The organism is Buttiauxella sp. 3AFRM03, assembly GCF_003675305.1.
Taxonomy (GTDB): Bacteria; Pseudomonadota; Gammaproteobacteria; order Enterobacterales; family Enterobacteriaceae; genus Buttiauxella; species Buttiauxella ferragutiae.
Genome location: NZ_CP033076.1, coordinates 1,179,952 through 1,206,374, shown reverse-complemented (window position 1 = coordinate 1,206,374; position 26,423 = coordinate 1,179,952). Strand labels below are relative to the sequence as shown.

The 26,423-nt window shown below is 52.5% G+C and carries 25 protein-coding genes and 1 pseudogene; 8 read left to right on the top strand and 18 right to left on the bottom strand.

Annotated features, from left to right (window positions below; translation table 11 throughout):
- Positions 1–35 precede the first annotated feature (35 nt).
- The 7 genes from D8682_RS07280 to D8682_RS07255 all read right to left on the bottom strand — a co-directional run bounded on the left by D8682_RS07280 (position 36) and on the right by D8682_RS07255 (position 5,981).
- On the bottom strand, positions 36–1,124 hold the full coding sequence (locus D8682_RS07280) for an ABC transporter substrate-binding protein (protein ID WP_064548083.1): 1,089 nt from the start codon (positions 1,122–1,124) through the stop codon (positions 36–38).
- 150 nt (positions 1,125–1,274) lie between these two features.
- Positions 1,275–1,964 carry a response regulator gene (locus D8682_RS07275; protein ID WP_121813928.1) on the bottom strand — a complete coding sequence of 230 codons (690 nt, stop codon included), beginning with the start codon at positions 1,962–1,964 and terminating at the stop codon, positions 1,275–1,277.
- Positions 1,957–3,609, bottom strand: coding sequence for a sensor histidine kinase (locus D8682_RS07270; protein WP_064548079.1), 1,653 nt, complete (start codon positions 3,607–3,609; stop codon positions 1,957–1,959). Before D8682_RS07270 ends, D8682_RS07275 begins: the two co-directional genes overlap by 8 nt.
- 151 nt (positions 3,610–3,760) lie before the next feature.
- Positions 3,761–4,003, bottom strand: coding sequence for a hypothetical protein (locus tag D8682_RS07265; RefSeq protein ID WP_064548077.1), 243 nt, complete (start codon positions 4,001–4,003; stop codon positions 3,761–3,763).
- Positions 4,004–4,214: 211 nt separating this feature from the next.
- Positions 4,215–4,364 (bottom strand): hypothetical protein, encoded by a 150-nt coding sequence (locus D8682_RS26705; protein ID WP_162302996.1) that lies wholly within the window; start codon positions 4,362–4,364, stop codon positions 4,215–4,217.
- 137 nt (positions 4,365–4,501) lie between these two features.
- Positions 4,502–5,296 (bottom strand): SDR family oxidoreductase, encoded by a 795-nt coding sequence (locus D8682_RS07260; RefSeq protein WP_121813927.1) that lies wholly within the window; start codon positions 5,294–5,296, stop codon positions 4,502–4,504.
- 223 nt (positions 5,297–5,519) lie between these two features.
- Positions 5,520–5,981 (bottom strand): helix-turn-helix domain-containing protein, encoded by a 462-nt coding sequence (locus D8682_RS07255; RefSeq protein WP_064548073.1) that lies wholly within the window; start codon positions 5,979–5,981, stop codon positions 5,520–5,522.
- Positions 5,982–6,153: 172 nt separating this feature from the next.
- On the opposite strand from D8682_RS07255, the gene agp reads away from it, so the two are divergent.
- Complete coding sequence (gene agp / locus D8682_RS07250; protein ID WP_064548071.1) at positions 6,154–7,404, top strand: bifunctional glucose-1-phosphatase/inositol phosphatase; 1,251 nt, start codon at positions 6,154–6,156, stop codon at positions 7,402–7,404.
- A gap of 39 nt (positions 7,405–7,443) precedes the next feature.
- Here agp and D8682_RS07245 read toward each other — a convergent pair whose 3' ends face one another.
- Both D8682_RS07245 and wrbA read right to left on the bottom strand, forming a co-directional pair.
- A complete protein-coding gene (locus D8682_RS07245; RefSeq protein ID WP_064548069.1) occupies positions 7,444–7,671 on the bottom strand; it encodes a YccJ family protein in 228 nt (75 codons plus the stop codon).
- 11 nt (positions 7,672–7,682) lie between these two features.
- Complete coding sequence (gene wrbA, locus D8682_RS07240; RefSeq protein ID WP_064548067.1) at positions 7,683–8,279, bottom strand: NAD(P)H:quinone oxidoreductase; 597 nt, start codon at positions 8,277–8,279, stop codon at positions 7,683–7,685.
- Between the two features lie 390 nt (positions 8,280–8,669).
- On the opposite strand from wrbA, the gene D8682_RS07235 reads away from it, so the two are divergent.
- Both D8682_RS07235 and D8682_RS07230 read left to right on the top strand, forming a co-directional pair.
- Positions 8,670–8,846, top strand: coding sequence for a general stress protein (locus tag D8682_RS07235; protein ID WP_034456279.1), 177 nt, complete (start codon positions 8,670–8,672; stop codon positions 8,844–8,846).
- 177 nt (positions 8,847–9,023) lie between these two features.
- Positions 9,024–9,950, top strand: coding sequence for a DMT family transporter (locus tag D8682_RS07230; protein ID WP_064548065.1), 927 nt, complete (start codon positions 9,024–9,026; stop codon positions 9,948–9,950).
- 5 nt (positions 9,951–9,955) lie between these two features.
- Here the strand turns inward: D8682_RS07230 and rutG are convergent, their stop codons facing one another.
- The 7 genes and pseudogenes from rutG to rutA form a co-directional block, all read right to left on the bottom strand.
- Positions 9,956–11,284: a pyrimidine utilization transport protein G gene (rutG, locus tag D8682_RS07225; RefSeq protein ID WP_121813926.1), complete on the bottom strand. Its 1,329-nt coding sequence runs from the start codon at positions 11,282–11,284 to the stop codon at positions 9,956–9,958.
- A 28-nt stretch (positions 11,285–11,312) separates the two neighbouring features.
- Positions 11,313–11,771 carry an NADH-dependent FMN reductase RutF gene (rutF, locus tag D8682_RS07220; RefSeq protein WP_121813925.1) on the bottom strand — a complete coding sequence of 153 codons (459 nt, stop codon included), beginning with the start codon at positions 11,769–11,771 and terminating at the stop codon, positions 11,313–11,315.
- A gap of 39 nt (positions 11,772–11,810) precedes the next feature.
- Complete coding sequence (locus D8682_RS07215) at positions 11,811–12,401, bottom strand: malonic semialdehyde reductase (RefSeq protein ID WP_121813924.1); 591 nt, start codon at positions 12,399–12,401, stop codon at positions 11,811–11,813.
- Positions 12,398–13,210, bottom strand: coding sequence for a pyrimidine utilization protein D (gene rutD, locus D8682_RS07210; RefSeq protein WP_064548057.1), 813 nt, complete (start codon positions 13,208–13,210; stop codon positions 12,398–12,400). Before rutD ends, D8682_RS07215 begins: the two co-directional genes overlap by 4 nt.
- Before the next feature lie 3 nt (positions 13,211–13,213).
- Positions 13,214–13,599, bottom strand: a pseudogene (gene rutC, locus D8682_RS07205) (pyrimidine utilization protein C).
- A gap of 14 nt (positions 13,600–13,613) precedes the next feature.
- Positions 13,614–14,312 (bottom strand): pyrimidine utilization protein B, encoded by a 699-nt coding sequence (gene rutB / locus D8682_RS07200; RefSeq protein WP_064548053.1) that lies wholly within the window; start codon positions 14,310–14,312, stop codon positions 13,614–13,616.
- Complete coding sequence (gene rutA / locus D8682_RS07195; RefSeq protein WP_121815656.1) at positions 14,312–15,403, bottom strand: pyrimidine utilization protein A; 1,092 nt, start codon at positions 15,401–15,403, stop codon at positions 14,312–14,314. Before rutA ends, rutB begins: the two co-directional genes overlap by 1 nt.
- A gap of 382 nt (positions 15,404–15,785) precedes the next feature.
- Between rutA and rutR the strand changes: the two genes are divergently transcribed.
- Positions 15,786–16,430, top strand: a complete 645-nt coding sequence (gene rutR, locus D8682_RS07190) for an HTH-type transcriptional regulator RutR (RefSeq protein WP_121813923.1) — start codon at positions 15,786–15,788, stop codon at positions 16,428–16,430.
- On the opposite strand, the gene D8682_RS07185 is transcribed toward rutR, so the two are convergent.
- Positions 16,427–16,825, bottom strand: a complete 399-nt coding sequence (locus tag D8682_RS07185; protein ID WP_121813922.1) for a lysozyme inhibitor LprI family protein — start codon at positions 16,823–16,825, stop codon at positions 16,427–16,429. The two genes, rutR and D8682_RS07185, sit on opposite strands and share 4 nt — an antisense overlap.
- A gap of 100 nt (positions 16,826–16,925) precedes the next feature.
- On the bottom strand, positions 16,926–20,885 hold the full coding sequence (putA, locus tag D8682_RS07180; protein WP_121813921.1) for a trifunctional transcriptional regulator/proline dehydrogenase/L-glutamate gamma-semialdehyde dehydrogenase: 3,960 nt from the start codon (positions 20,883–20,885) through the stop codon (positions 16,926–16,928).
- A gap of 378 nt (positions 20,886–21,263) precedes the next feature.
- Here putA and putP point away from each other — a divergent pair, with 378 nt between their 5' ends.
- The 4 genes from putP (at position 21,264) to efeB (ending at position 26,361) form a co-directional block, all read left to right on the top strand.
- Positions 21,264–22,772 (top strand): sodium/proline symporter PutP, encoded by a 1,509-nt coding sequence (gene putP, locus D8682_RS07175; RefSeq protein WP_064548043.1) that lies wholly within the window; start codon positions 21,264–21,266, stop codon positions 22,770–22,772.
- A 279-nt stretch (positions 22,773–23,051) separates the two neighbouring features.
- On the top strand, positions 23,052–23,885 hold the full coding sequence (gene efeU, locus D8682_RS07170) for an iron uptake transporter permease EfeU (protein WP_064548041.1): 834 nt from the start codon (positions 23,052–23,054) through the stop codon (positions 23,883–23,885).
- Positions 23,886–23,947: 62 nt separating this feature from the next.
- Entirely contained in the window at positions 23,948–25,072 is a 1,125-nt protein-coding gene (gene efeO, locus D8682_RS07165) for an iron uptake system protein EfeO (RefSeq protein ID WP_064548039.1), read from the top strand.
- 5 nt (positions 25,073–25,077) lie between these two features.
- A complete protein-coding gene (gene efeB, locus D8682_RS07160) occupies positions 25,078–26,361 on the top strand; it encodes an iron uptake transporter deferrochelatase/peroxidase subunit (protein WP_121813920.1) in 1,284 nt (427 codons plus the stop codon).
- The last annotated feature ends 62 nt before the right edge of the window (positions 26,362–26,423 follow it).

Below are 26,423 nucleotides of genomic sequence, written 5' to 3'. Positions count from 1 at the left end.
GGTGGATAAGCTAAGCGCCATCCACCACTTGTCTATTATTTGGCCGCTGCGGTACGCCACTCTTTGATGTAATCCAGGCGTTTTTTAGGTTGCAGATACTCAAGCAGGCTTTCGTCAACCGGGATGGGTTTGAGCGCTTTACCTAACATTTTGGTCATACCATCAATGTCGTTTTTGCCTTCGATATCATTGCGAATTGACGGGATGTCAGCCTGGTTTGCCAGAATGCTCTGTCCTTTCTCAGACAGCACATAGTCCAGCCACAGTTTCGCGGCATTGCTGTTTTGCGCCTGCTGGCTGATGAACGAAACGCGCGACAGTACCAGGGTGTAATCCTTTGGATAAGAGATACCCAGCGATGGGTCGGTTTTAGCGCGGGCTTCGGCATAAGAACCGAGGATGTTAAAACCAATCAAGTTTTCGCCGGAAGACACGCGTTCCATCATGGTGCCGGTAGATGACTGAACCGCTAAGCCACCTTTGGCGACATCAGCCAGCGTTTTGAAATAATTCGCATCGGCTTTGGAATCCTGAACCGAAAGCATAAAGCCGAGGCCAGACTTCTCGATATCGTAGGTGGTGACTTTTTTGCTGAACTTGTCGGGCTGGCTGGCAATCAGTTTTGCCAGTGCGGTATGGGAATCTGGAACTTCATTTGCCGGGATCTGGCGTTTGTTATAGATAAATACCACCGGCTCATAAGTGGTGCCGTAGGCTTTGTCTTTCCACATGGCCCATTTCGGCAACTGGCCCTGCTCAGGGGATTTATATTCCTGCGCGTAGTCGACTGCCAGTTTCAGCGCGGTATCCATCGAAGAGCTCCAGACCACGTCACCACTGGTGCCACCCGCAGCCTGTTCACTGATATAACGGTTGTACAGTTCAGTACTGTTCATATCGTTATATTCAACTTTAATCCCTGGATAAGCGGCTTCAAACCCCTGAATCAGCGGACCTGCGGCTTTCGTATCAGTGGTGGAATAGATAACCACTTTCCCTTCTTTAGTCGCCGCATCGACCACTTTTTGGTAGTCAGCCGGGTAGCCTTGAGGTAACGCAGACATGGCAGAGGAAGACATGAGTACAGCGGCAGTAATCAGAGAGATGCGTAATTTATTCGACATTATTTTTAACCTTCTAGTTACATTTGAGAAACTAGAGGCCAACATATCGCAAAGCAAATCACAGGCAATAGGGGGATTTTTTTATCTTACCGAATTGTGATTCGGGGCTTTTTTTAGGCAATTAACACCATTAAAACCACGAAACAGGGTTTACGCCTTGCGGTACAACCGCCGTGGATGGCCGATATTCCCGTACTGCATCTCAACCTCGATAAACCCCATCTCCACGCAATACTCCAGATAACGGCGGCAGGTTGTCTTGCTGATCCCCACTTCTTCCACCACCTGTTCTACAGCCCATGTCATATCCGGCTTTGCGGTAAAAATACGCTGCACCCGATCCAGCGTACTTGGCTCAATCCCTTTGGTTGACGGAGCCGACGGGGTATTGATGGTGGGCAGGTTAAAAAGCCTGTCCAGCGCGGTTTGATCCACGACTTTCACATGGCGCAATGTCTCGACCAGCTGCATAAAACGCTCGAGCGAACTGCGCAAACGGTGAAATGAAACCGGCTTGATAATGTAGTCAAACGCACCGCTGCGCATCGCGTGGCTACAGGTCTGCATATCGCTGGCGGCGGTGATGAAAATTACTGAACAATCGAAACTTTTCAGCAGCGGGCTATCCATTAACTCCACGCCCTGGCCATCGGGCAAATAGTTATCGAGAAGCACTAATCGTGGTTGATGTAACTCCAACAGACTGCGTGCTTGCTCAAGCGTCGCGGCGATTCCCACTACGCTCAGCCGAAAGTTTTGCTCGATAAAATCACGATGCAAACCGGCGAGATACGGTTCGTCTTCGACAATCACGACATCAAACGCGCTGTGGTTATTCATGGTGCTGTCCTGGGGAAACAGTAGCCGGGAACGGGATAAACACTGAAAATATCGTACCTTGCGGTGAATTGTCTGTGACTTCGATACTGCCGCAGGCCTGGTGAACGTATCCCGCCACCAGATACAAACCGATGCCATGATCGGAACCTGCCATTTCATGCAGATTGGACGGTTTGCTGGAAACACCTTGCTCAAAGATATGCGGCTTGAGCGCGTCATCCACGCCGACGCCCTGATCGGCCACTTCAATCACTAATTCCTGATTACGGTCCGAAATATAAAGCTCTACCGGCGCGGAATTGTTTTGTGCTTTCAACGTGGCATCCACGGCGTTATCCAGCAAATTGCCAATCACTGACATCAATGCCGTTTCGTTAATGCTGGCAGGAATGCGGCTTAACTGGCAAGCCGGGTCAAACGCCAGCTCAATCCCTTTTTCCCGCGCGCTGACGAATTTGCCCAATAACAGGCCACACAAAGCCGGGGAGGTGAAGCGTGCCGAGACAAAATCCAGCACTGCTTGTGCGCCTTCCGATTGCGCCTGAATGTAGCGCATCGCATCGTCATAACGCTGCATTTGCAACAGACCCGCCAGTGTTGCGGTCCAGTTCAGTTGTTCATGGCGCATGATGCGCAGGTTGTCGGCGTAACGCTTTACCTGACTCAACTGGCTGCTTAACGTATTGATGTCGTTTTTGTCGCGAAAACTAAACACCCAACCACTTTCAGTACCGGGTTCCAGTTCAATAGGCACCCGGTTGACTATCACCTGGCGCTGATTTAACACGATGATTTGGTCATGGAAACTGCCGTTTCCTGCCCTGTCGCTTTGTGCGAAAAAGGTGGGCGGCGTTTGCAAAATGTCTTCAAGCGGTTTGCCGATAAGATCTTTTTCCGGCTGGCGAATATCCAGTAATTCCCTGGCGGCACGGTTAATTAAGATCAGCTGTTTCTCGGCGTTAACCGCAAATATTCCTTCATACATTGCTTCCAGCAGGGCTTTTTGTTGTAGCACCAGTTGTGCAATATCTTTCGGTTCAAGCCAGAACATTTGCCGCTTCACATTGCGGCTAAATATCCATGAAAAAATAAACAACAGGATTAACAGCAACAGGCCATATAACCCCGCTTGCCACAGCAGTCGCGCATTAATATTGGCAATATAAGAGGTGAGATAGCCGACTGAAACAATGCCAATTACTTGATTATTGGCATCCAGAATCGGGGCTTTACTGCGCAAAGAGACACCGATGCCGCCCTTGCGCATCGAAATAATGGTTTTCCCCTGTAAAACCTCGGCGTTATCACCGCCAATCATCGGCAGATGCAGGCGCTCCGGTGATTCTGAGTGATACAGATGGTTCTCACGGACATCGCCAATCACGATATAACTGGCATCACTTTGATTGCGTAACGGCTGAATCAAACGCGCAATGCCTGCGACATCACGAACGGCAACTTTATCCGCAAGCCCTGGCATCAACGCAATTTCACTGGCCTGAACGCGGGCGCGCTGCCCAAGGTCGCGATGCTGTTGGCGGTCAATAACATGAAATAAGATGGCGCCCAACATGGCTAACAGCAGGCATGAAAACCCCACCAGAGATAAAAAGAGTTTCACCTGAAAAGGTAATCTGCGTTTCATACAATTTGCTGCGGAGTCCGATAAAAGAGGCACATCGGCGCAGACTAGCATGGTGAAATTGGGAGGGTAATCGGAGTGTTATGGAGTTGTGAACTCGCAATGGCTAAACCTTAGCCATTGCGATAAATACTCAATCGGTGCGGGTAGGAAATCAGTACTTCACATCGCGAGCGGCATCACGGCCATCTTGCTTATTCTCGCGGTGGTCCTGGCGGCAATCGGCATTACCGAACACACCATTACGGCAATCTTGTTTAACTTCGCGTGATTCCTGACGAACGTCCTGGCGCAAATCACGCGCGTCACGGCGTTGGCCGGCCTGCTCGGTTGCCTGTGCAGGAATAGCGGTCATCAGAGTGGTACACGCAAGCAGCATCCATAGAGATTTTTTCATGGTAAATCCTCAATATCGGTGAATCGCGCCAGTACGGGGATTCAAAATGCAAAAATTGATATTTCCGTTTTGGCAGGGAGGTATTTTCATCAAAAAGAGAGCCGCTTGCTGCAACTAATTCATTTAATAAAAAACGTAATAGCCATTGAATTGAGAAAAGCCAGAAGGGAGTTAGCAAGATGCTGAAGTAAAACGTTTACGTCGAGGGGGATTAATCCAGGTCTACTTTCAGTATGTTCTCGATCAAATGCACCGTTTCCGAAAGGTGATGGAGAATGTTGTTGGTATCAAGCAGGAGTGCGCCCCAAAACATCAGGATCAGCATCAGTGCAGCGATAGCAGAGTAATTAAACATTTTCATGACATTTTTTGGCAACAGTGAATGTTGTTACTAATTATATCAATCGCTGTTGAACCTCAATTAAACGAGCTGACTTTTACACAATTATTCAAAACATCAGGTAGGCAAAACAGCGGGACGAATCCCGCCGTTTGGGCTTATTTTTCCTGATAACGCGGAGCGGGAACGCCGGTCAGACAGCTTTCGAAAATAGCCAGACGAGCTTTTTCGTAAGTTTCCCAAAGAGTTAAATCGTGGAGCGCAGGGATTGTCACCGCTTCACCTTTATCCAGCCCCAGTAACGCAGCATCGACCAGGTTTTCGCCGCTCATGATGGCAGCAGGTGGCAGGTCTTCCATTGATACACCAGAGACATCCCAAATTTCCGTTGCGGTTATTGCTGGCAACATGGCCTGAACACGCACGTTACTTCCAGCGACTTCTTCTTGCAAAGCACGGGTGAAATTCAACACATAACCTTTGGTGCCGCTATACACCGCGCTACCCGCGCGAGCATGCAATGAAACCACCGACGCGACGTTAATAATGGTGCCGCTATCTTGTGCCTGAAAACGGGCGAGTGCGGCGAGGCTCAGGCGGGTCAACGCGGTGATATTCAACATAATGTCCGCCTGATGTAACTCGGCGCTGCCGGCGGTAAACGGCGCGATATGCGCGGTTCCGGCATTATTAACTAATATTTCTATGCGTTCGTTACTGCGTAACGCTTCTTCCACTGCCTGAATACCGCTTTCATCTGCAAGATCTGCGGGGAGTGTTTGAACGGAAATCCCATGCAACGCTTCCAGTTTGCTGGCCAGTTCACGCAAGCGATCTTCGCGGCGCGCAACCAACAACAGATCGTATCCGCGAGCGGCGAAGCGCTCTGCATAAACCGCGCCAATGCCAGAAGATGCGCCGGTAATAACTGCAACAGAAGGTGAAGTGCTCATGGTAAATCCTCGTCGGTGAAAGTAAGTTGGTTTCATAATGAAACTACATTAAAAATAGTTTGAGTGGTTTCATAATGCAACCAAATTACGTGTCTTTTTTTATTTCTGCATTAGATTGAATGCTTACAGGAGGATTAAGAGATTGATAATAAAAGGGAAGGGGTGGGTGTCGCTTACGCTAATCCATCCCAGGCAGGTCGGATAAATGCCGCGTCTTTCGACATTATGTTGGCTCTACCGCAACATCCGGGCGCTGGGCAACCACCTCGGCGGGTGTCAGCACACGGCCATCCTGCGCTTGCAGCATCAATTTGCGCAGCGGTTGATGGAGTTCATCATCAACCAGCACACTGCATTTTTCGTGGCTATCAAACAGATAATCGCCACCCCATTGCGCCAGAGCGACCAGCACGGTTTGCAGCGCACGGCCCTTTTCCGTCAACACATATTCATGCCACGCGCTGCCGTCAGCGGCCGGGCGCACGGTCAAAATATCCTGCTCCACGAGTTGTTTAAGCCGTTGCGTGAGCATATTTTTGGCGATACCGAGGTTTTTCTGGAACTCACCAAAACGTGTCAGGCCATTTAAAGCATCGCGCACGATAAGCAGCGACCACCAGTCGCCAATAATATCCAGCGAGCGGGCAACCGGACAGATACTGCCTTCCATACTTTTGCGTTTCATAAATCCTCCATTGGCAAACAGCCAGATAGTTTTATTATAAAACCTATTTTCTGGGCTGAGTAGTTTTCCTTTCTTCATTGCCCATTTTGCGATCGGCTCATAAGGCGATTTGGGTTTTTTCTGCCAAAATGAATGCTGCGCTTTTGTGTAATAACATCTTGAGGATTAAGGGATGAATAAAAAAACGATAGCGGTTTTACTGGCAATGGCTTATTTCGCTCCTGCGTTGGCGCAAGCCGAAACTCCCCCGCAGGGTTACCAACTCCAGCAAGTGTTATTAATGAGCCGCCATAACTTGCGGGCACCGCTGGCGAATAATGGCAGCGTACTGGAGCAGTCCACCGCGCAATCCTGGCCGCAATGGGATGTTCCTGGCGGCCAGCTGACCACCAAAGGCGGCGTGCTGGAAGTGTATATGGGGCATTACATGCGCGAGTGGCTGGCGGAGCAGGAACTTGTGAAAAGCGGCGAATGCCCAACGCCACAAAGCGTGTACGCTTACGCTAACAGCTTGCAGCGTACCGTTGCTACTGCGCAGTTCTTTATCACGGGGGCGTTTCCTGGTTGTGATATTCCTGTCCATCATCAGGAAAAAATGGGCACCATGGACCCGACCTTTAATCCTGTCATTACCAATGATTCACCGGAATTTAAACAAGCCGCCTTGCAGGCGATGGAAACCCAACGCGAGCACTACAAACTTAACGACAGCTATCAGCTTCTTGAGCAGATCGTCGGCTTCAAAGACTCTCCGGCTTGTAAAGAAAAACAGCAGTGCGATTTGACCGCCGAGAAAGATAAATTTAGCGCCAATGTGAAGGAAGAGCCGGGTGTGAGTGGCCCGCTAAAAGTGGGTAATTCACTAGTTGATGCCTTTACCCTGCAATATTACGAAGGCTTCCCGCTGGATAACGTTGCCTGGGGGCAAATTAAAACGGCTGAACAATGGCGAGTATTATCACAGCTGAAAAATGGCTATCAGGATACTTTGTTTACCTCACCACAAGTCGCGCGCAACGTGGCGGCACCGTTGATTAAATATATCGAGAAAGCCTTCACCGGTTCGGCGGCAAAAGGGCCAAAAATCACCTTGCTGGTGGGGCATGACTCTAATATTGCCTCCATGCTAACGGCACTGGATTTCAAACCTTATCAATTGCCTGGACAATATGAACGCACGCCTATTGGTGGGAAAATCATGTTCCAGCGTTGGCACGATGCCAACACCAATCGTGATTTGATGAAGGTGGAATACGTGTATCAAAGTAGCGAGCAATTACGCAAAGCCGAGGTGTTAAGCCTGCAACAACCGCCACAGCGTGTGACGCTGCAACTCAATGGTTGCCCGACGGATGCGAATGGTTTTTGCCCGTGGGATAAATTTACTGAGGTGTTGGCGCAGAGTGTCAATCAGGTGAAATAGATCAGGGATAAACTCCCCCGCACCAGCGGGGGAATCTGGCTACACGTTCTTGCGCTCGATGGTTTGCTCGCCCCAAAACAGCGAGTCTTTATCTGTTCTTTCAAATGCCAGCGACAGCACCTCGTCGCTACCATTTTCCCAAATTTTCTCAGCCATTTTTTCGTCGTATTTTGCCACTTCGAAAATAGCCTCTGCTATTTCAGGAGATGTGTTTCTCAAACTGGCCCATTCACCTACATGATGAACTTTGGATTGTTGATTCTGCATGTTCTCCTCCATTAACCATTTAATTTAACTGCTAAACCTGCCACGTATTCGCCCTGGTAACGCGCAATCGACAGCTCTTCCTGGCTTGGCTGGCGCGAACCGTCAGCACCGGCAATCGTTGTGGCACCATATGGCGTACCGCCGCGAACCTGCGAAACATCAAACAATTCTTGCGCAGCGTAACCGATTGGGACAATCACCATCCCGTGATGCGCAAGAGTTGTCCATGTGGATGAAATGGTGTGTTCCTGGCCGCCGCCGGTGCCAGTCGAGCTAAATACGCTGGCAAGCTTGCCGTGCAGACCCCCTGATGCCCAAAGGCCGCCGGTCTGATCGAGGAAGGTGCGCATCTGGCCGGACATATTGCCAAAGCGGGTAGGGGTGCCAAAAATGATAGCATCGTAATCGGCAAGCTCTTGTGGGGTGGCTTGCGGAGCATGTTGCGTTTTACCCCCAGCCTTTAAGAAAGCCTCTCCTGACATGGTTTCCGGGACGCGTTTTACCGTCACTTCCGCACCATCAACTTTCTGCGCCCCCTCTGCCACTGCTTGTGCCATGGTTTCGATGTGTCCATACATTGAATAATAAAGCACCAGAACTTTAGCCATTTCGCATCACTCCTGTCTTGACGCAGCGTTTGCTGCACTGAATTAAAGATATGTGCTGTGGCAGGAACTGCAAACCGGAGTGCCAATTAGTTGATCTTTAACAATCTGCGATGCAAACGGGAGGAATGTCGCATTACGTCACATTTTCATATGGTGACTATTTCATTAAAAATAAGAATATCTTATGGATTGAGCGGCAAAAAAATCACCCATTCCGGCGATGACATGTTGCAAAATATTACGGTTAACTGGTGAATTACCCAGTCTGCACTAAGCTTATCCCCACGCGGCAGGTAATACGTTGTCCATTTGAAGCCGCGCGGTGAAAGATTACTCTTTGACTGAATGCAATATGATGACTTAACTATTTCACCAATCTGGAGGTTAGAAATGGCAAACCATCGTGGTGGTTCAGGTAATTTCGCTGAAGACCGTGAAAGAGCATCAGAAGCAGGTCGTAAAGGTGGCCAGCATAGTGGCGGGAACTTCAAGAATGACCCGCAACGCGCCTCAGAAGCAGGCCAAAAAGGGGGCAAAAATAGTCACGGCAAAGGCAGCAGCAAGTAAATCTGCCAGGCTTTCGCAATTCGCTAAGTTATCTGTTTTCCCTCTTAGATAGCTGATTGCCATCCCCACCGCCGGTTATGACCGGCGGTTTTTATTTTCTCACTCCCATTGCAGCACATAACGCCTGCACGCAAACTAGTGGCCTTCTTTGTCACGCTCGAATTTCCTGGTATTTCCATGTCTGCTTTATTGCGCCGTTACTCGCTTGCTATCAAACCTCAAGAAGCCATTTTGATCCTCATCACCATGTTCTGGGGTGGGACGTTTCTTGCGGTGCAATACGCCATGACGCTGAGTGGGCCGTTCTTCTTTGTCGGTCTACGCTTTGCCACCGCAGCGCTGGCAGTGGCGCTACTGTCGTTGAAAACGTTACGCGGACTGACCTGGCTTGAAGTGAAAGCTGGGGTGTTTATTGGTATTTCGATTGCTATCGGTTACAGCATGCAGACTTGGGGTCTGCAGAGCATTCCCAGCAGCAAATCGGCCTTTATCACTGCGATGTATGTTCCGCTAGTGCCGGTGTTGCAATGGATTTGTCTGGGTAAAATGCCGGGAATGATGTCCTGGATTGGTGTTGGGCTTGCCTTTATCGGCCTGATTTTCCTCGCCGGGCCAGACGGCACATCGCTCACGCTGGGAGCCGGTGAAATCATCACGCTAATCAGCGCGCTGGCGATTGCCGCTGAAATTATCCTGATTAGCGCCTGGGCCGGTAAAGTCGACATAAAACGCGTAACTATTGTGCAGCTTGCCACTGCCTCCATTGTTGCGTTTGCCACCATGATCCCGGCGGGCGAAAGCGTGCCTGCCTTCACGCCTGGTCTGCTGGTGATTGCGTTAGGGCTGGGGATATTCAGCGCCATTATTCAGGTGACAATGAACTGGGCACAGCGCAGCGTTTCACCGACTCGCGCCACGGTTATTTATACCGGCGAGCCAGTATGGGCGGGGATTTTTGGGCGCTTAGCCGGCGAGCGATTACCGGTGCTGGCGTTACTGGGCGGCGCGTTGATTGTGCTGGGCGTTCTGGTTAGTGAGCTGAAACTCAAACGCAAGCTTCAGCGTAAGAAAGCGGCACCGCTGGCGGTGCCTGAGAATGAATGACAACGTCAGGAATCCTGAGGCAGTGCGGCGCTGTCGCTGACAATCTGTGGGCGGCGGCTCAAAATGGCATTAAGAATAATGGCGCCAAACGTCGCCGTCCCGATGCCACCTAACGTGAAGCCTCCCAGCGTTAAGGCAAAATCGCCCGCGCCTAAAACCAGTGTCACTGCCACCATAATCAAGTTGCCGTTCTGGCTTAAATCAACGTGATGCTGTACCCAAATTCTGGCACCCGCCACGGCAATCAAACCAAACACCACGATGGATGTCCCACCGATAACTGCTGCGGGAATGGTGTGAATCAACGCGCCAAACTTTGGCGAGAAACCCAGTAACATGGCGATGCCAGAGGCGGCGACAAACACCAGTGTTGAGTAGACTTTGGTCACCGCCATGACGCCGATATTCTCCGCGTAGGTGGTCACGCCGCTACCACCCACCGAACCTGAAAGCATAGTCGCCAGGCCATCGCCAACAAACGCTTTGCCAATGTACGGGTCCATATTTTTCCCCGTCATTCCGGCGACGGCTTTTAAATGGCCGAGGTTTTCTGCGACCAAAATCACCGCCACGGGCGCAATCAACATCATCGCCTGCGCGTTAAATGTTGGTGTGGTGATTTGCGGTATGCCAAACCAGGCAGCACGACTGAGCAACGCAAAATCCACCGGTTTGCCAAAGCCAAAACCATTTGCCAGCACCGCGTAAATGACGCAAGCGAGGATCAAGCCAATCAGTATCAGCAGGCGCTGAATCATGCCGCGCGTAAACACCGCCACCAGGCCGATGCACAGCACTGTCATGACCGCCATCCAGCTATCAAAACTGCTGGCCGACACGCCGCGCACGGCAATCGGCGCCAGATTCAGGCCGATTGCCATCACTACTGCACCGGTCACCACTGGCGGCATTAACCGTTCAATCCAGCGTGTTCCGGCTTTCATCACCACAAAACCAATTAAGGTGTACACCAGTCCACAGGCGATAATACCGCCGAGTGCCACGCTCAAATGTGGGTTCAGCCCCTGGCCATTAAACCCGGTGACCGCAATTACCACGCCGACAAACGCGGCACTTGAACCTAAATAACTCGGCACCCGTCCACCGGTCACCAGGAAGAACAGTAGGGTGCCGACGCCCGACATCAAAATCGACAAATTAGGATCAAGCCCCATTAACAGTGGCATTAACACCGTGGCACCAAACATCGCCACCGCGTGCTGCACACCCATCACCAGCGTCTGGCCGAGCGGCAGAGTTTCATCGGGTGCTATGACACCGCCTTCCGTTACCGCAGATTTTTTATGCCATTTTGGAAACCAGGTATTCGCCATAAGTCTCTCCAGCAGAGTGTTGTTTCGGCTAACAGGCAGGCCGCATCAGTTGGTGGTAGCCACGGTCAAACCACACCAGGCCATGGGTATCGTCGTTACGTTCAAGAGCTACTAATTCGCAAAATAAAATGTCATGAGTGCCGACCCCCACCACCTGGCTGATGCGGCAGTCGAACGAGACAATGGCCCCTTCCAACTGCGGGCAGCCAGTGGCACCGTGGTGCCAGCGAGCAGCGGAGAAACGCTCGGTCATGGCCGTTTTGCCGCCAAATAAATTTGAGAGGGCTTCATGTCCGGCGGCTAATGTGTTGACGCACAACGCCTGGTTGCGGCTGAAAATGGGCCACACGGAGGCGCTACGGTTAAGACAAACCAGCAGCGTCGGCGGGTCGTCGGTAACGCTGCACACCGCCGAGGCGGTAAATCCGGCGCGTCCCGCCGGGCCATCGGTGGTGACGATATTCACCGCTGCCCCCAGGCAAGACATCGCATCGCGAAAGACTTATTTTTCGACCATATTCATTCCTCAGGCCAGGCTACAGGCCGTGTCAAAGGCTAAACGTGGCAAGCGGGTATGGGCTTTTGCCGGGTCGCCATAACCGATGTTAATCAGCAAATTGCTTTTCCAGCCGTTCGCGCTAAAAAATTCCGCATCGACCTTTTCACGCTCAAAGCCAGACATCGGCCCGGTGTCTAAACCGAGCGCACGACAGGCGGCAATCAGGTACGCCGCCTGCATCGAGCTGTTACGAAAGGCGGTTTCTTCAGCCAGTTCCGGGCTTGAGGTAAACCACGCGCGGGCATCGGCGTAAGGGAACAGTGTGGGCAACTGCTCATAGAATGCCGGGTCCCACGCCACGATGGCGGTAACGGGGGCACTCATGGTTTTGTCGATATTGCCTGATGACAACGCCGGTTTCAGGCGGGCTTTGGCATCACTGCTGCGCACAAACAAAAAGCGCGCGGGCGAGCAGTTGGCGGACGTCGGGCCAAGCCGCAGCAGATGGTAAATTTCGCTAAGTTGGGTATCGCTCACCGGTTTATCGAGCCACGCGCTGTGGGTTCGTGCGCCAGTGAACAAGGTTTCCAGTGCTTCGGAGGTGATGGCTTGAGTCATACAATTTCCTTATGCGAAGCGGATTCGGTGGTGAGCAGCGCGGCAAGTGCCGCAATCAGCATCGGGTTAAATTCACTGGCGGCGGTGACGTTGCAGGCATGCCCGCCCCACGGCAGGATTTCCAGCACGCTATGCGGCAGCGCATGATGCAACTGCTGCGAGCAATTCCACGGCACCAGCAAGTCGTCGCGGGAACAAATCACCAGCACTGGCTGACGGATGTTGGCGGCGGTGGTGTAAAAATCGGCGGTTTTTAACGCATTCAGGCGGCGGGTGAGGTTCTCTTGCCCCTGAAAATGTGCGTTGTGCAGGGCTTCTTCAGCTTCCAGCTGTGGTTGATGGGCGGCCATCCAGTCTGCCGGATAGAGAAACAGCGGTTGAGCCTGCAAATAGGCGGCGGGGCCGCTATCGCGCAGCAGCGTTTCACGCACTGCAAAACAGCGCCGCGTGTGGGCGTTGAGCTGCAACCAGCCGTTGATCACCGCCAGTGCATCAATGGCAGTCGGGTAATCCAGTGCCAGCTGCATGGCAACCAGCCCGCCCAATGCATGCCCGAGTACGCAGTAATGTTCGATGCCGTGATGCAACATGGCGCTGTGGATCTCCTGCGCCATATCCGCAAGCGAGTAATCAGCAGGTAGCGGTTGCTGATTGGCCCCCGTACCGCGCTGGTCATACACCACCAGTTGGTAGTGCTCGGCCAGTGCCGCACGTTGTGGCAGCCAGTAACTGCCGCTGCCTCCCAGCCCGGCAACCAGCAGTAATACAGGCGCGCCAGGGAAGGGCGCGCGAGCCAGTTCAATCTGCATAGGCTATTTCCCTACATGGGCGACGGTGGCGATTTCGACCAGTGCGTCCGGTTTGACCAGACCACACTGGATACAAAATCGTGCTGGTTTGTCGCCGGGGAAAAACTCGGCATACACTTCGTTGATGGCGACGTAATTCGTCCAGTCAGTAATAAAAATCGAATTAAACGTCACGTCATCCATGGTGCCGCCAGCGGTTTCAATCACTGACTTAATGGTTTCCAGCACATGGCGGGTTTGGGCTTTGGCATCACCGACATACACCACATTATTCTGCTTATCGAACGGCAGGGTGCCGGAAACATACACCACACCATCAGCCAGCGTACCGGGTACAAACGGGGCGATAGGCGTGCTGGTTGCTGGGGGATAATCACTGATTTCGGCATCGTTTTTCTCCTGTTCAGGCAATTCGGGCAAGGGATTGTGGCTGCAATGCCTGGCAAAATGTGCCGACATCGCTGACCCATCCAAAGAACGTTTCGATATTGAATAATGCGGCCTGCTGCGCAAAAGCTGGCCCCGCCTGGTGGGTGGCATCGGCGAGTACCACACCAAAATATTCAAGGAAAAAGCCGTCGCGTAGCGTCGATTCCACGCAGACATTGGTGGCGATACCAGTAAAGACCAGGTGGCGAATGCCGCGTGAGCGCAGCAGGCTATCCAATGGCGTGTTAAAGAAACCGCTGTAACGAGGTTTGGGTAACACAATGTCGCCCGCCTGCGGCACCAGTTCATCCACCAGTTGGTAATCCCAGCTGCCTTTTGCCAGCAGTGTTCCCTGTAGTTCTGGTTGCTTACGCATGGTTTTCAGTGCGTTAGATTTATGGAAGTTAGGCGAGCCAGGCCCGCCCGCTTCAACGTATTCGCTGTCCCAGCCGTTCTGGAACCAGACAATCAGCATGCCCGCCTGGCGCGCGGCGGCCACGGCGGTTTTGATATTTTCAATCACCGGTTGGGTAGCCGAAACATCAAATCCGGCTAAGTCGAGATAACCGCCTTTGCTGGCATAGGCGTTTTGCATATCGACGACGATCAGCGCGGTTTGTTCAACGCTGAAACTCATCGCTTCGGGGCGCGCCTCGAGCGTTATTTTCCTCATCACGCCACCTCACGCGTTGAAGGTGAAAGGTGAGCGCGCGACTGCATTAGCGGCTGGATTTTTTCACCAAACGCTTCGATGCCCACTAAAAAATCATCGAAAGTCAGTAAGACTCCTTCTGCGCCTGGCACGGTGGCCACTTCATCCAGCAGTCGGGCAACGGTGGCGTAAGAACCCACTAAGGTGCCCATATTGATATTCACCGCCGAGGTGGGATCCGCCATCTGGCGCACGTTGGTGTCAGCACCAGAACGGGTGTCTTTCTGGCTTTGTTCGGTTAACCACGCCAGCGCTTCTTCGTCAGCCCCGGCTTTGTAGTGTTCCCACCTGGCGCGTGCGGCTTCGTCGGTTTCATCGGCAATAATCATAAACAGCACGTAGGAACCGACTTCGCGACCGGTTTTTTCGGCGGCTTCAACCATGCGTGCGGCGGTGGGGGCGAAAGCGGTCGGCGTATTGACACCTTTGCCAAAGCAGAAGTTGTAGTCAGCGTATTCGGCAGAGAACGCCATTCCGGCGTCACTTTGTCCGGCACAGATCATTTTTACCGCTTTGGCCGGGCGCGGGCTTAAACGGCAGTCATTCATAGTGAAGAACTCGCCTTTTAAATCGCTGTGTCCGGTTCCCCACAAATCACGCAGCACCGTAGCGTATTCGGCAAGGTAGTCGTAGCGACGTGCGAAGTATTCGTCACCCGGCCAGATCCCCATTTGCTCGTATTCCGGTTTTTGCCAGCCGGTCACCAGATTGACGCCAAAACGCCCTGGGGCAATGGAGTCAATGGTCGATGCCATTCGCGCCACAATGGCGGGGGGCAACGTCAGCGTGGCGGCGGTAGCATAGATTTGAATGCGTGAGGTGACGGCAGCAAGACCTGCCATCAGGCTGAACGACTCCAGGTTGTGATCCCAGAATTCTGTTTTGCCGCCAAAACCGCGCAGCTTGATCATTGAGAGGGCAAAGTCGAGATCGTAGTACTCCGCCTGTTGCACAATCGCTTTGTTCAGCTCAAAAGTGGGCATGTATTGCGGCGCGGTAGTGGAAATTAACCAGCCGTTGTTACCGATAGGGACGAATACACCAATTTTCATCTCAGGCCTCTCATCACAGGTGGTATACCCATCATCCTTCAAGCCGCAGCGGCGTTGGCTGCAGACGCTAGCCCCAGTCACTAACTCAAGTAAGCTCCTGGGGACAATCGTCCTTGCGCCTTGCTGCAACTCGAATGCTAATGGGTATTGATTTGTCATTTGTGTCTTTGCAAGCCGGATGCCAGGTTGGTAAATTGGTTTGTTATCATAATGTTGAATATAGGTTTCTATTTTTGATGCGTTAAAATCAGACTGTTTGGTCAAAATGAGTGCACAAAAAACAGGCGCCATTGCGCTTTCAGGGTGCAAATGACGTGCAAACTGATCGTTGTCGCAGGTAGGTTTTGTTATGCTGTCGGGCAAAACGGCATGGAGAGAGCGCATGGCACAAGGTGCGGCAGCAACGAAAGAGACCGGGCGGCGTGTTCGCGCAGTAGCGGCGAAAAAGCAGGCTATTCTGGCGGCAGGGCTGGAGTTTTTCTCACAATACGGCATTCACGGCACCAGTATTGAACAGGTGGCGGAACGAGCTGAAGTTTCTAAAACTAACCTTCTCTATTATTACCCCTCAAAAGAAGCGCTCTATGTTGCGGTGCTTAAACAGATTCTGGATATCTGGCTCGCCCCGTTGCGCGCCTTTCGTGAAGATTTACAGCCGCTGGTGGCGATCGGCGAATATATCCGTTTGAAGCTGGAAGTTTCCCGTGATTATCCGCAAGCCTCACGCTTGTTCTGCCTGGAAATGTTGCAAGGTGCGCCGTTGTTGAAAGCAGAGTTGAGCGGCGATTTGAAGTCGCTGGTCGATGAGAAATCGGCGATCATTGCCGGTTGGGTAGAAAGCGGGAAACTGGCGGCGGTTGATCCACACCATCTGATTTTCATGCTGTGGGCGACGACGCAACACTACGCCGACTTTGCCAGCCAGGTTGAAGCGGTGGCAGGGAGCAATTTACAAGACGAAGAATTTTTCCGCCGCACGGTCGAGAACGTGCAGCGGATGATTATTGAAGGGATTCGGGTGCGTTAATTCGGGCTTGAATGGAAAACACAGCTGACATCACCTTCTTCGCATTGCAGCGTGCTTTTCAGCAGCTCAGTGCGCTCGCGGGTTTTGTCCGTCATACACTGGGCGTGCACCATTGGCGCGACAGATGCGCCATCAGCCCCTGAAGTTAAAAACGCGCAATCGGCATCGCGAAAAGCAATCCACGCATTTTGCGCTGCTTTTAACTGTGTTTTCTGGGTGTCGGTGGCGAGTTTCATCGCCTGCTGATAAGCGTGGTTGAGCAAATCATCCTGCTTCTTAAATTCTTTGCCATAACACTCATTCAGCCCGGCCTGAGATGTTTCGTTATCGCAACTGTCAGCCAGTACGTTAGCGCTCAGCAGCAATCCCGTAATCAGTAAACAAACGCGTTTCATCATCATTCCTCGAAGAAAAAGGCCTTTACAGGATGGATGGCGCTATCGCTTTTCCACCCTATAAGGCCATACAAATTATTCCCGAAAGCTTAGTGAAACCTTAGCCGATTGTCATCAGACTGGCATTACCACCGGCGGCTGCGGTGTTCACGCTCAGCGAACGCTCAACGTACAAACGTTCCAGCAACAGATTGGTTTCTCCGCGCGCAAAGCCTTGCACCGAAACAATCGCCCCATTGCGGGCCGCGACTTTTTCGCATAGCGCACGCAACTGGTCGGAATCACCGTGGTAAATCACCGCATCAAACGGCTGGCCGAGCAGGGCATCTTCTTTGGCAAAATCGATGTGCTTTTGCACCCGCGCAGGCAGGGCTTTTGCCAGTTCACGATGCAGCTTGTCATCGGCCCATAGTGCACGGCTACCAACACTAGTCACCGCCGCCAGTTGCACCAGCGCATCTTGCTCGTTATCGGCGATACACAATACGCGCTCACGTGGCATTAAGGCGTAGGTGTTGCGCTCACCGGTTGGCCCCGGCAATTGGCGCAGCGTGCCGCTTTGCGCAAGTTGCGCGAAACGTTCGCACACGGCTGGCAATTCACCTTTGTTGGCCGCCCATTGCGTTAGTGCCTGATGGGATTCCTGCAAGCTGGCCTTCAGCGTGGTATCCACCGGCAATTCAGCATCCTGGCGATTAAACGTCGTTTGCAGCGCATTGTCCGGGCGGTTCGCCAGCAGGCGGTACAGATACAGCGGGCCACCGGCTTTCGGTCCAGTCCCCGATAAACCTTCGCCGCCGAATGGCTGCACGCCGACCACCGCACCGACCATATTGCGGTTCACATACATATTGCCGACATGTGCTGAACCGGTCACCTGAGCGATGGTTTCATCGATACGGGTATGCACACCCAGCGTCAGGCCATATCCGGCAGCATTGATTTGCTTAATCAATGCTTCGAGGTTGCTGCGGTTGTAACGCACCACGTGCAACACCGGACCAAACACTTCTTTTTGCATCTCGTCGAAGCTTTCCAGCTCAATCAATGTTGGTGCAACGAACGTACCGCTTTGCCACTCTTTCGCATCCACGTTGTTATCACGCACCGCCTGGAATACTTTGCGGCCTTTGCTGCGCAGCGTCTGAATATGCTGCTCGATATTCTCTTTCGCTTCGGCGTCGATAACCGGGCCGATGTCGGTCGTCAGGCGGCCTGGGTTGCCCATGCGGCATTCCGCCATCGCACCGCGCAGCATTTGCAGCGTGTGCTCGGCAACATCCTCCTGAATACACAACACGCGCAATGCAGAACAACGCTGTCCGGCGCTATCAAATGCCGAGGCCAGCACATCAACCACGACTTGCTCGGTGAGCGCCGAAGAATCGACGATCATCGCGTTCAGACCACCAGTTTCAGCAATCAGCGGTGTTGGGCGGCCTTGCGGGTCCAGACGGTCAGCAATGTTGCGTTGCAGCAGTGTCGCGACTTCGGTGGAACCGGTAAACATCACGCCACGGACACGAGGATCGCCTGTCAACTGTGCGCCAACCGTTTCACCACGGCCTGGCAGCAATTGCAGCACACCCGCAGGCACACCAGCTTCCAACAGAATGGCAACGCCTTGCGCAGCAATCAGAGGAGTTTGTTCAGCCGGTTTTGCCAGCACGCTGTTACCCGCGGCAAGGGCGGCAGCAATCTGGCCGCTAAAGATGGCCAGTGGGAAGTTCCATGGGCTGATACAGACCACCGGGCCGAGCGGACGGTGGGTTTCGTTATCGAAATCATCGCGCACCTGACCGGCGTAATAGTGCAGGAAATCCACCGCTTCGCGCACTTCAGCAATCGCGTTGCTGAAGGTTTTGCCAGCTTCGCGCACCAGAATGCCAATCAATTGCTGCATCTGGCCTTCCATCATCACGGCTGCACGTTCAAGAATCGCGGCGCGTTCTTGTGGCGGGGTGGCGAACCAGATTGGCGCGTTGTTCACCGCACTTTCCAGCGCCTGAGAAACTTCTTCTGGCGTGGCTTCGCGAGTGAAACCGACGATGTCAGTCGGTTCTGCTGGGTTCTTCACGGCCACCATGTCGCCCGCCGCAACGGCATGTTCTAACATTGGCAGCGCTTGCCACTTCTGGGCTGCGCTATTGAGCAGGGCAGAGGAGAGTGACGCCAGACGATGTTCGTTCGCCAGGTCCAGGCCGCTGGAGTTGGTGCGACCCGCGCCATACAACTCTTTTGGCGTGGCAATTTTTGGATGTGGCAAGCCAAGCTGACCTTCTTTTGCCGCGATAGCTTCGATAGCGGTTACCGGGTCGGCAACCAGTTCGTCGAGCGGCAAGGTGTTGTCGGCAATACGGTTAACAAACGAGGTGTTGGCACCGTTTTCTAACAGGCGGCGCACCAGGTAAGCCAGCAGCGTTTCATGGGTGCCGACCGGTGCATAAATGCGGCAAGGGCGGTTCAGTTTGCCATCGGCAACTTTGCCGACCACTTGATCATAAAGCGGTTCGCCCATGCCGTGCAGGCACTGGAATTCATACTGGCCTGGGTAATAGTTTTGCCCGGCCAGGTTGTAGATTGCCGCCAGGGTGTGCGCGTTGTGTGTGGCGAACTGCGGGTAAATCAGATTCGGCACTGCCAACAGCTTTTTGGCGCAGGCGAGGTAGGAAATATCGGTGTAAACCTTACGCGTATATACCGGATAGCCTTCCAGCCCGTCCATTTGTGCGCGTTTGATTTCGCTGTCCCAATATGCGCCTTTCACCAGGCGGATCATCAGGCGGCGACGGCTACGGGAAGCGAGGTCAACCAGGTAGTCAATGACAAACGGGCAGCGCTTTTGGTAGGCCTGAATGACGAAGCCGATGCCGTTCCAGCCTGCCAGTTCCGGTTCGAAACAGAGTTTTTCCAACAGGTCGAGGGAGATCTCCAGACGGTCGGCTTCTTCCGCATCGATGTTAATCCCCACGTCATACTGGCGAGCCAGCAGCGTCAGAGATTTCAGACGTGGGTATAACTCTTCCATCACGCGGTCATACTGCGCGCGGCTATAGCGCGGATGCAGCGCAGAAAGTTTGATTGAGATGCCCGGGCCTTCATAAATGCCACGGCCATTAGAAGCTTTGCCAATCGCGTGAATCGCTTGCTGGTAAGAAACCATGTAAGCCTGCGCATCGGCGGCGGTTAATGCCGCTTCACCCAACATATCGTAGGAGTAGCGGAAACCTTTTTCTTCCAGTTTGCGGGCGTTGGCAAGCGCCTCGGCAATGGTTTCGCCGGTGACAAACTGCTCGCCCATTAAACGCATCGCCATGTCCACACCTTTACGGATCAGCGGTTCACCGCTTTTCCCGATGATGCGGTTCAGGGAGGTCGACAGACTGGCTTCATTGTGGGTGGACACCAGTTTGCCGGTAAACAGCAAACCCCAGGTGGCGGCGTTGACAAATAGCGACGGGCTACGGCCAATATGCGAATGCCAGTTGCCGTTGCTGATTTTGTCGCGAATTAACGCATCACGCGTGGCTTTATCCGGGATACGCAGCAACGCTTCGGCCAGACACATTAGCGCCACACCTTCTTGCGAGGAAAGCGAGAATTCTTGCAGCAAACCTTGTACCATGCCCGCCCGACCAGAGGCGCTCTTCTGATTGCGCAGTTTTTCGGCCAGTTGATAAGCCAGTTTATGAGTTTGTTCGGCGATAGCTTGCGGCAGGCGAGCCTGTTCCAGAATCATCGGCACCGCGTCGGTTTCTGGACGACGCCATGCGGCAGTAATGGCGGCACGGGTAACCGATTGCGGCAGAATTTGTTCAGCGAAATCGAGGAACGGTTGGTGCGCCTCGTCAACGTGCGGAGCGGCTTCATCACTTTCGTTTGCTGCACCCGCTAACAGGGCCGGCAGTTCTGGTAATTCGTCATTATTTTCGAGACGTTCCAGATAATTAAAAATCGCCTGTTTAATTAGCCAGTGCGGTGTGCGGTCAATACGTGATGCGGCTTCTTTGATGCGCTCGCGGGTTGCGTCGTCGAGTTTGACGCCCATGGTGGTGGCCATTAGTGCTCCTGTTTACCCGTTATTAATCGGGTGAGTACATATAGGGTTGATAAAAGTTATCCGGCAATATCTATCATGTTGCAACTTTGTGCAACCTTGTTAAATGTGAGCCAGATAGCAAGCTGAAAAAAGAGTGAATTGTTAAATAAGAAATAAGGAAGTTGTCTGGCTAATCATTTGCTGACAGGGCGAAATTACCGACATAGTTAACACTTTCCATAGGTGCAACCGTAAAAAGCGTGAGCGAGTGCAACCTCCTGCAAAAAGCTATTTTTTGTACGGTGAATTTATTGTGAATAGTGTGTTAAAACGCTTGCGAATAAAAATGACTATATCCCCGTGCTGCGTTCCGGCATGGATAAAAATTTGGAGATCTGCATGACCATGAGCACACCAATGCTGGTGACTTTCTTTATCTATATCTTTGGCATGATATTGATAGGGTTTATCGCCTGGCGTTCTACCAAGAATTTTGACGACTACATTCTGGGCGGTCGTAGCCTGGGAAGCGTGGTCACGGCGTTGTCAGCGGGCGCATCCGATATGAGCGGTTGGTTGTTGATGGGGCTGCCTGGCGCCATCTTCCTTTCTGGTATTTCAGAAAGCTGGATTGCCATCGGCCTGACGGTTGGCGCGTATATCAACTGGAAACTGGTCGCCGGACGTTTACGTGTTCACACCGAGGTGAACAACAACGCACTGACGCTGCCTGATTATTTCACCGGACGTTTTGAAGATAAAAGCCGCATCCTGCGTATTATCTCAGCGTTGGTTATCCTGCTGTTCTTCACTATCTATTGTGCATCTGGCATCGTGGCGGGGGCTCGTCTGTTCGAAAGCACCTTTGGCATGAGCTATGAAACCGCACTGTGGGCGGGTGCAGCGGCAACCATCATTTATACCTTCGTGGGCGGGTTCCTGGCAGTGAGCTGGACCGATACCGTGCAGGCTAGCCTGATGATTTTTGCGCTGATCCTGACACCGGTGATGGTGGTTATCGCAGTGGGCGGCTTTGACGATTCAATGGCGGTTATCAAGCAAAAAAGTATTGAAAACGTCGATATGCTCAAAGGCCTGAACTTTGTGGCGATTATCTCGCTGATGGGCTGGGGCCTGGGTTACTTCGGCCAGCCACATATTCTGGCGCGTTTCATGGCGGCAGATTCACATCACACCATCGTCAAAGCGCGTCGCATCAGTATGACGTGGATGGTGCTGTGCCTGGCGGGTGCGTGTGCGGTGGGCTTCTTCGGTATCGCTTATTTCAACAACAACCCGTCATTGGCAGGCTCTGTTAACCAGAACGGCGAGCGTGTGTTCATCGAGCTGGCGCAATTACTGTTTAACCCATGGATTGCAGGCATCTTGTTGTCAGCGATTTTAGCGGCGGTGATGTCTACGCTGAGCTGCCAGTTGTTGGTATGTTCCAGCGCCATTACTGAAGACTTGTATAAAGCCTTCTTCCGTAAAGATGCCGGGCAGAAAGAGCTGGTGTGGGTAGGGCGTTTCATGGTGCTGCTGGTTGCGCTGATTGCCATCGCACTGGCGGCTAACCCTGAAAACCGCGTTCTTGGTCTGGTGAGTTACGCCTGGGCAGGCTTCGGTGCCGCGTTTGGCCCGGTTGTGCTGTTCTCGGTCATGTGGTCACGCATGACGCGTAATGGCGCGCTTGCGGGGATGATCATCGGTGCCTTGACCGTCATCGTCTGGAAACAGTTTGGCTGGTTGGGTCTGTACGAAATCATTCCTGGTTTCATCTTCGGCAGCATCGGTATTGTGGTTGTTAGCCTGCTTGGCAAAGCGCCAAGTACATCGATGCAAAAACGCTTTGCACAAGCGGATGAGATTTATCACACCGCTCCACCGTCAAAGTTACAGGTCGAGTAATTCTGCTGACAAACCTCTTCGTAGGTTGGATAAGCGCAGCGTCATCCGACACAACGCGCGCAAATGGTGGATGACGCTAACGCTTATCCACCCTACAAAACACGTTTATCACCCTTTGCCAGCAATCTGAAGGCCGCTAATAGCGGCCTTTTTTACAGCTATACACAAAAATTCAAATTCTCTGCTTGTGTTTATTTTTATGGTAATGATAATCACAATCGTTCTGGTTTTACTTTTCTTTACGTCTTTTGACCTGAGTTCACAGTTGGAGTATCAGGAATGTTCGTTCCGTTTCTCATTATGTTACGCGAAGGGCTGGAAGCCGCGTTGATTGTCAGTTTAATAGCCAGCTATCTGAAGCGCACACAACGCGGCCAGTGGATTGGCGTCATGTGGATTGGGGTGGTTGCAGCCGCAGCGCTTTGCTTAGGCTTAGGCATCTTCATCAACGAAACGACCGGCGAATTCCCGCAAAAAGAACAAGAGATGTTTGAAGGCATTGTCGCCGTCATCGCCGTATTCATCCTGACCTGGATGGTGTTCTGGATGCGCAAAGTATCGCGCAACGTCAAAGGGCAGCTGGAGCAGAAGGTCGATGAAGCGCTGCATAGCAAAGGCAGCCACGGCTGGGCGTTGATTATGATGGTGTTCTTCGCCGTCGCCCGCGAAGGGCTGGAATCGGTGTTCTTTCTGCTGGCGGCATTCCAGCAGGACGTCGGCATTATGCCGCCACTTGGTGCGATGCTCGGTCTTGGCACCGCCATCGTGCTGGGCTTCTTGCTTTATTGGGGCGGCATCCGCCTGAATCTTGCCGTGTTCTTCAAATGGACCAGCTTGTTTATTTTACTGGTCGCCGCCGGTCTTGCTGCGGGTGCGGTTCGTGCATTCCATGAAGCCGGGCTTTGGAACCATTTCCAGGATATCGCTTTCGACCTGAGTAATGTTCTTTCAACGCATTCCCTGACTGGCACGCTGCTTGAGGGCATTTTTGGTTATCAGGAAGCGCCTAGCGTCAGCGAAGTGGCGATGTACTTTATTTACCTGATTCCCGCGCTGGTGCTGTTCTTCATTCCCCCACGTCTGGGTAGCCAGGCGACAAATAGCGTTCGTTAATAATATTGTGGCGAGAAATCGCCTCTTAGTTACAACATACTGATGTTTTAAAGGGATTGGCCATGACTACACATTTTCGTCGAAAAGCCCTGCATGCTGCGTTGTTTGCGCTTGCCTCTTCAGCCTTTGCGGTGCAAGCCGCCGATGTTCCTCAGGTAAAAGTCACCGTTACTGATAAACAGTGCGAACCGATGAACATTACGGTTAACGCCGGTAAAACCCAGTTCATTATTCAGAACAACAGCCAGAAAGCGCTGGAGTGGGAAATCCTCAAAGGGGTGATGGTAGTCGAAGAGCGTGAGAACATCGCGCCGGGCTTCTCTCAGAAAATGACGGCCAACCTGCAAGCCGGTGAGTACGACATGACTTGCGGCCTGCTCAGCAACCCAAAAGGCAAACTTATTGTTAAAGCTGCTGGCGACCAGGCCGCACCGAAAAACGACCTGATGGCGTTATCCGGCCCGATTACCGAATATAAAACCTACGTCACTGCGCAAGTGGCCGAGCTGGTTAAAGGTACCAAAGCCTTTACTGACGCAGTGAAAGCCGGTGACATAGAAAAAGCTAAATCCTTGTATGCACCAACCCGTCAGTATTACGAACGTATCGAACCGATTGCCGAACTGTTCTCCGATCTGGACGGCAGCATCGATGCCCGTGAAGACGATTATGAGCAGAAAGCTAACGACCCGAAATTCACCGGTTTCCATCGTCTGGAAAAAGCACTGTTTGGTGATAACTCCACCAAAGGCATGGAAAAATATGCCGATCAGCTCAATAGCGACGTGCTGGATCTGCAAACCCGCATCTCTGAACTGGCCTTCCCACCAGGTAAAGTGGTTGGTGGTGCAGCGGGCCTGATTGAAGAAGTCGCTGCCAGCAAAATCAGTGGAGAAGAAGACCGTTACAGCCACACTGATCTGTGGGATTTCCAGGCTAACGTCGATGGTGCACAGAAAATCGTCAACTTGCTGCGTCCTTTACTGGTGAAAGATAACGCACCGTTGCTGGCGAAAGTGGATGCCAACTTCAAGAAAGTTGACGCCATCCTGGCGAAATATCGCACCAAAGACGGTTTTGAGACTTACGACAAGTTGACCGACGCTGACCGTAATGCACTGAAAGGGCCGGTCACGGCGCTGGCTGAAGATTTGTCACAACTGCGTGGCGTACTGGGTCTGGATTAAGTTTTATGGATGAAAATAGCAAACACGGCGGCCACCTTCCGGCGCGCCGTCGGTTACTGAAAGGTTTGGGCGCGCTTGGTGGCGCCCTTGCCGTTGCGGGTGGTTGCCCTGTGGCACATGCGGCAAAACCGGAAACTTCTCCCGGCACGCTGCCGCCTGATGCGCGCATGGAAAAACAACCGTTCTACGGAGTGCATCAGGCAGGCGTGCTGACGCCACAGCAAGCGGCGATGATGCTGGTGGCTTTTGATGTGCTGGCAAGTGATAAAGCTGAGCTTGAACGTTTGTTCAAATTGCTGTCTGCGCGTTTCGATTTCCTGACCACTGGCGGCCCGGCACCGGACACCCCGAATCCGCGGATGCCACCCATGGACTCCGGGATCCTCGGTGCCGAAATTTACCCTGACAACCTGACTTTCACGTTGTCGGCGGGGACGTCACTGTTTGATGAACGCTTTGGCCTGAAAGGGCTGAAGCCAACAAAACTGCAAAAAATGGAACGCTTTGCTAACGACTCGCTGGACGCCAGCTTGTGTCATGGTGATTTGCTTATCCAGATTTGCGCGAATACCGCAGATACGGTTATCCACGCATTGCGCGACATCATCAAGCACACGCCAGATTTGCTCAGCGTGCGCTGGAAGCGTGAAGGGTTTATCTCCAGTCACGCCGCGCGTAGCCGCGGTAAAGAAACGCCGATCAACTTGCTGGGATTTAAAGATGGAACCGCCAATCCAGACAGCGGCAATAAACCGCTGATGGATGAAGTTGTTTGGGTGACGGGCAACCAGCAGGAACCAGCATGGGCGGTGGGCGGCAGCTATCAGGCGGTACGCATCATTCAGTTCCATGTTGAGTTCTGGGACAGAACGCCGCTTAAAGAGCAGCAAACTATTTTTGGTCGCGATAAACACAGTGGTGCACCGCTCGGTATGAAAAACGAGCATGACGAGCCTGACTATGCCGCCGACCCTGACGGTAACGTGATTGCGCTGGATGCACATATTCGTCTGGCAAATCCGCGCACCAAAGAAACCCAATCAAACCTGATGATGCGTCGCGGTTACAGTTATTCGTTGGGCGTTTCCAAATCAGGCCAGCTGGATATGGGATTGTTGTTTGTCTGCTTCCAGCACGACCTTGAGAAAGGTTTTCTGGCGGTGCAACAACGTCTGAATGGCGAGGCGCTGGAGGAGTATGTGAAGCCGATTGGCGGCGGTTACTTCTTTGTTTTGCCTGGCGTTAAGGATAGTCAGCATTATTTAGGGCAGGGGTTGTTGGAGGCATAGTTTGGTGATGTTGAAACCACCTTCATCCTAACCTTCTCCCTGAGGGAGAAGGGACTGTCTGG

Excerpts from the sequence above, each read along its gene's own strand:
- putA (WP_121813921.1), bottom strand. The coding sequence starts at position 20,885 with ATGGCCACCACCATGGGCGTCAAACTCGACGACGCAACCCGCGAGCGC.
- D8682_RS07265 (WP_064548077.1), bottom strand. The coding sequence starts at position 4,003 with ATGAAAAAATCTCTATGGATGCTGCTTGCGTGTACCACTCTGATGACC.
- D8682_RS07245 (WP_064548069.1), bottom strand. The coding sequence starts at position 7,671 with ATGCAGAATCAACAATCCAAAGTTCATCATGTAGGTGAATGGGCCAGT.
- D8682_RS26705 (WP_162302996.1), bottom strand. The coding sequence starts at position 4,364 with ATGAAAATGTTTAATTACTCTGCTATCGCTGCACTGATGCTGATCCTG.
- D8682_RS07280 (WP_064548083.1), bottom strand. The coding sequence starts at position 1,124 with ATGTCGAATAAATTACGCATCTCTCTGATTACTGCCGCTGTACTCATG.
- efeB (WP_121813920.1), top strand. The coding sequence starts at position 25,078 with ATGGATGAAAATAGCAAACACGGCGGCCACCTTCCGGCGCGCCGTCGG.
- rutA (WP_121815656.1), bottom strand. The coding sequence starts at position 15,403 with ATGAAAATTGGTGTATTCGTCCCTATCGGTAACAACGGCTGGTTAATT.
- rutR (WP_121813923.1), top strand. The coding sequence starts at position 15,786 with ATGGCACAAGGTGCGGCAGCAACGAAAGAGACCGGGCGGCGTGTTCGC.
- D8682_RS07260 (WP_121813927.1), bottom strand. The coding sequence starts at position 5,296 with ATGAGCACTTCACCTTCTGTTGCAGTTATTACCGGCGCATCTTCTGGC.
- D8682_RS07185 (WP_121813922.1), bottom strand. The coding sequence starts at position 16,825 with ATGAAACGCGTTTGTTTACTGATTACGGGATTGCTGCTGAGCGCTAAC.
- putP (WP_064548043.1), top strand. The coding sequence starts at position 21,264 with ATGACCATGAGCACACCAATGCTGGTGACTTTCTTTATCTATATCTTT.
- rutB (WP_064548053.1), bottom strand. The coding sequence starts at position 14,312 with ATGAGGAAAATAACGCTCGAGGCGCGCCCCGAAGCGATGAGTTTCAGC.
- efeO (WP_064548039.1), top strand. The coding sequence starts at position 23,948 with ATGACTACACATTTTCGTCGAAAAGCCCTGCATGCTGCGTTGTTTGCG.
- wrbA (WP_064548067.1), bottom strand. The coding sequence starts at position 8,279 with ATGGCTAAAGTTCTGGTGCTTTATTATTCAATGTATGGACACATCGAA.
- rutG (WP_121813926.1), bottom strand. The coding sequence starts at position 11,284 with ATGGCGAATACCTGGTTTCCAAAATGGCATAAAAAATCTGCGGTAACG.
- efeU (WP_064548041.1), top strand. The coding sequence starts at position 23,052 with ATGTTCGTTCCGTTTCTCATTATGTTACGCGAAGGGCTGGAAGCCGCG.
- D8682_RS07230 (WP_064548065.1), top strand. The coding sequence starts at position 9,024 with ATGTCTGCTTTATTGCGCCGTTACTCGCTTGCTATCAAACCTCAAGAA.
- D8682_RS07270 (WP_064548079.1), bottom strand. The coding sequence starts at position 3,609 with ATGAAACGCAGATTACCTTTTCAGGTGAAACTCTTTTTATCTCTGGTG.
- rutD (WP_064548057.1), bottom strand. The coding sequence starts at position 13,210 with ATGCAGATTGAACTGGCTCGCGCGCCCTTCCCTGGCGCGCCTGTATTA.
- agp (WP_064548071.1), top strand. The coding sequence starts at position 6,154 with ATGAATAAAAAAACGATAGCGGTTTTACTGGCAATGGCTTATTTCGCT.
- D8682_RS07235 (WP_034456279.1), top strand. The coding sequence starts at position 8,670 with ATGGCAAACCATCGTGGTGGTTCAGGTAATTTCGCTGAAGACCGTGAA.
- D8682_RS07215 (WP_121813924.1), bottom strand. The coding sequence starts at position 12,401 with ATGACTCAAGCCATCACCTCCGAAGCACTGGAAACCTTGTTCACTGGC.
- D8682_RS07275 (WP_121813928.1), bottom strand. The coding sequence starts at position 1,964 with ATGAATAACCACAGCGCGTTTGATGTCGTGATTGTCGAAGACGAACCG.
- D8682_RS07255 (WP_064548073.1), bottom strand. The coding sequence starts at position 5,981 with ATGAAACGCAAAAGTATGGAAGGCAGTATCTGTCCGGTTGCCCGCTCG.
- rutF (WP_121813925.1), bottom strand. The coding sequence starts at position 11,771 with ATGTCTTGCCTGGGGGCAGCGGTGAATATCGTCACCACCGATGGCCCG.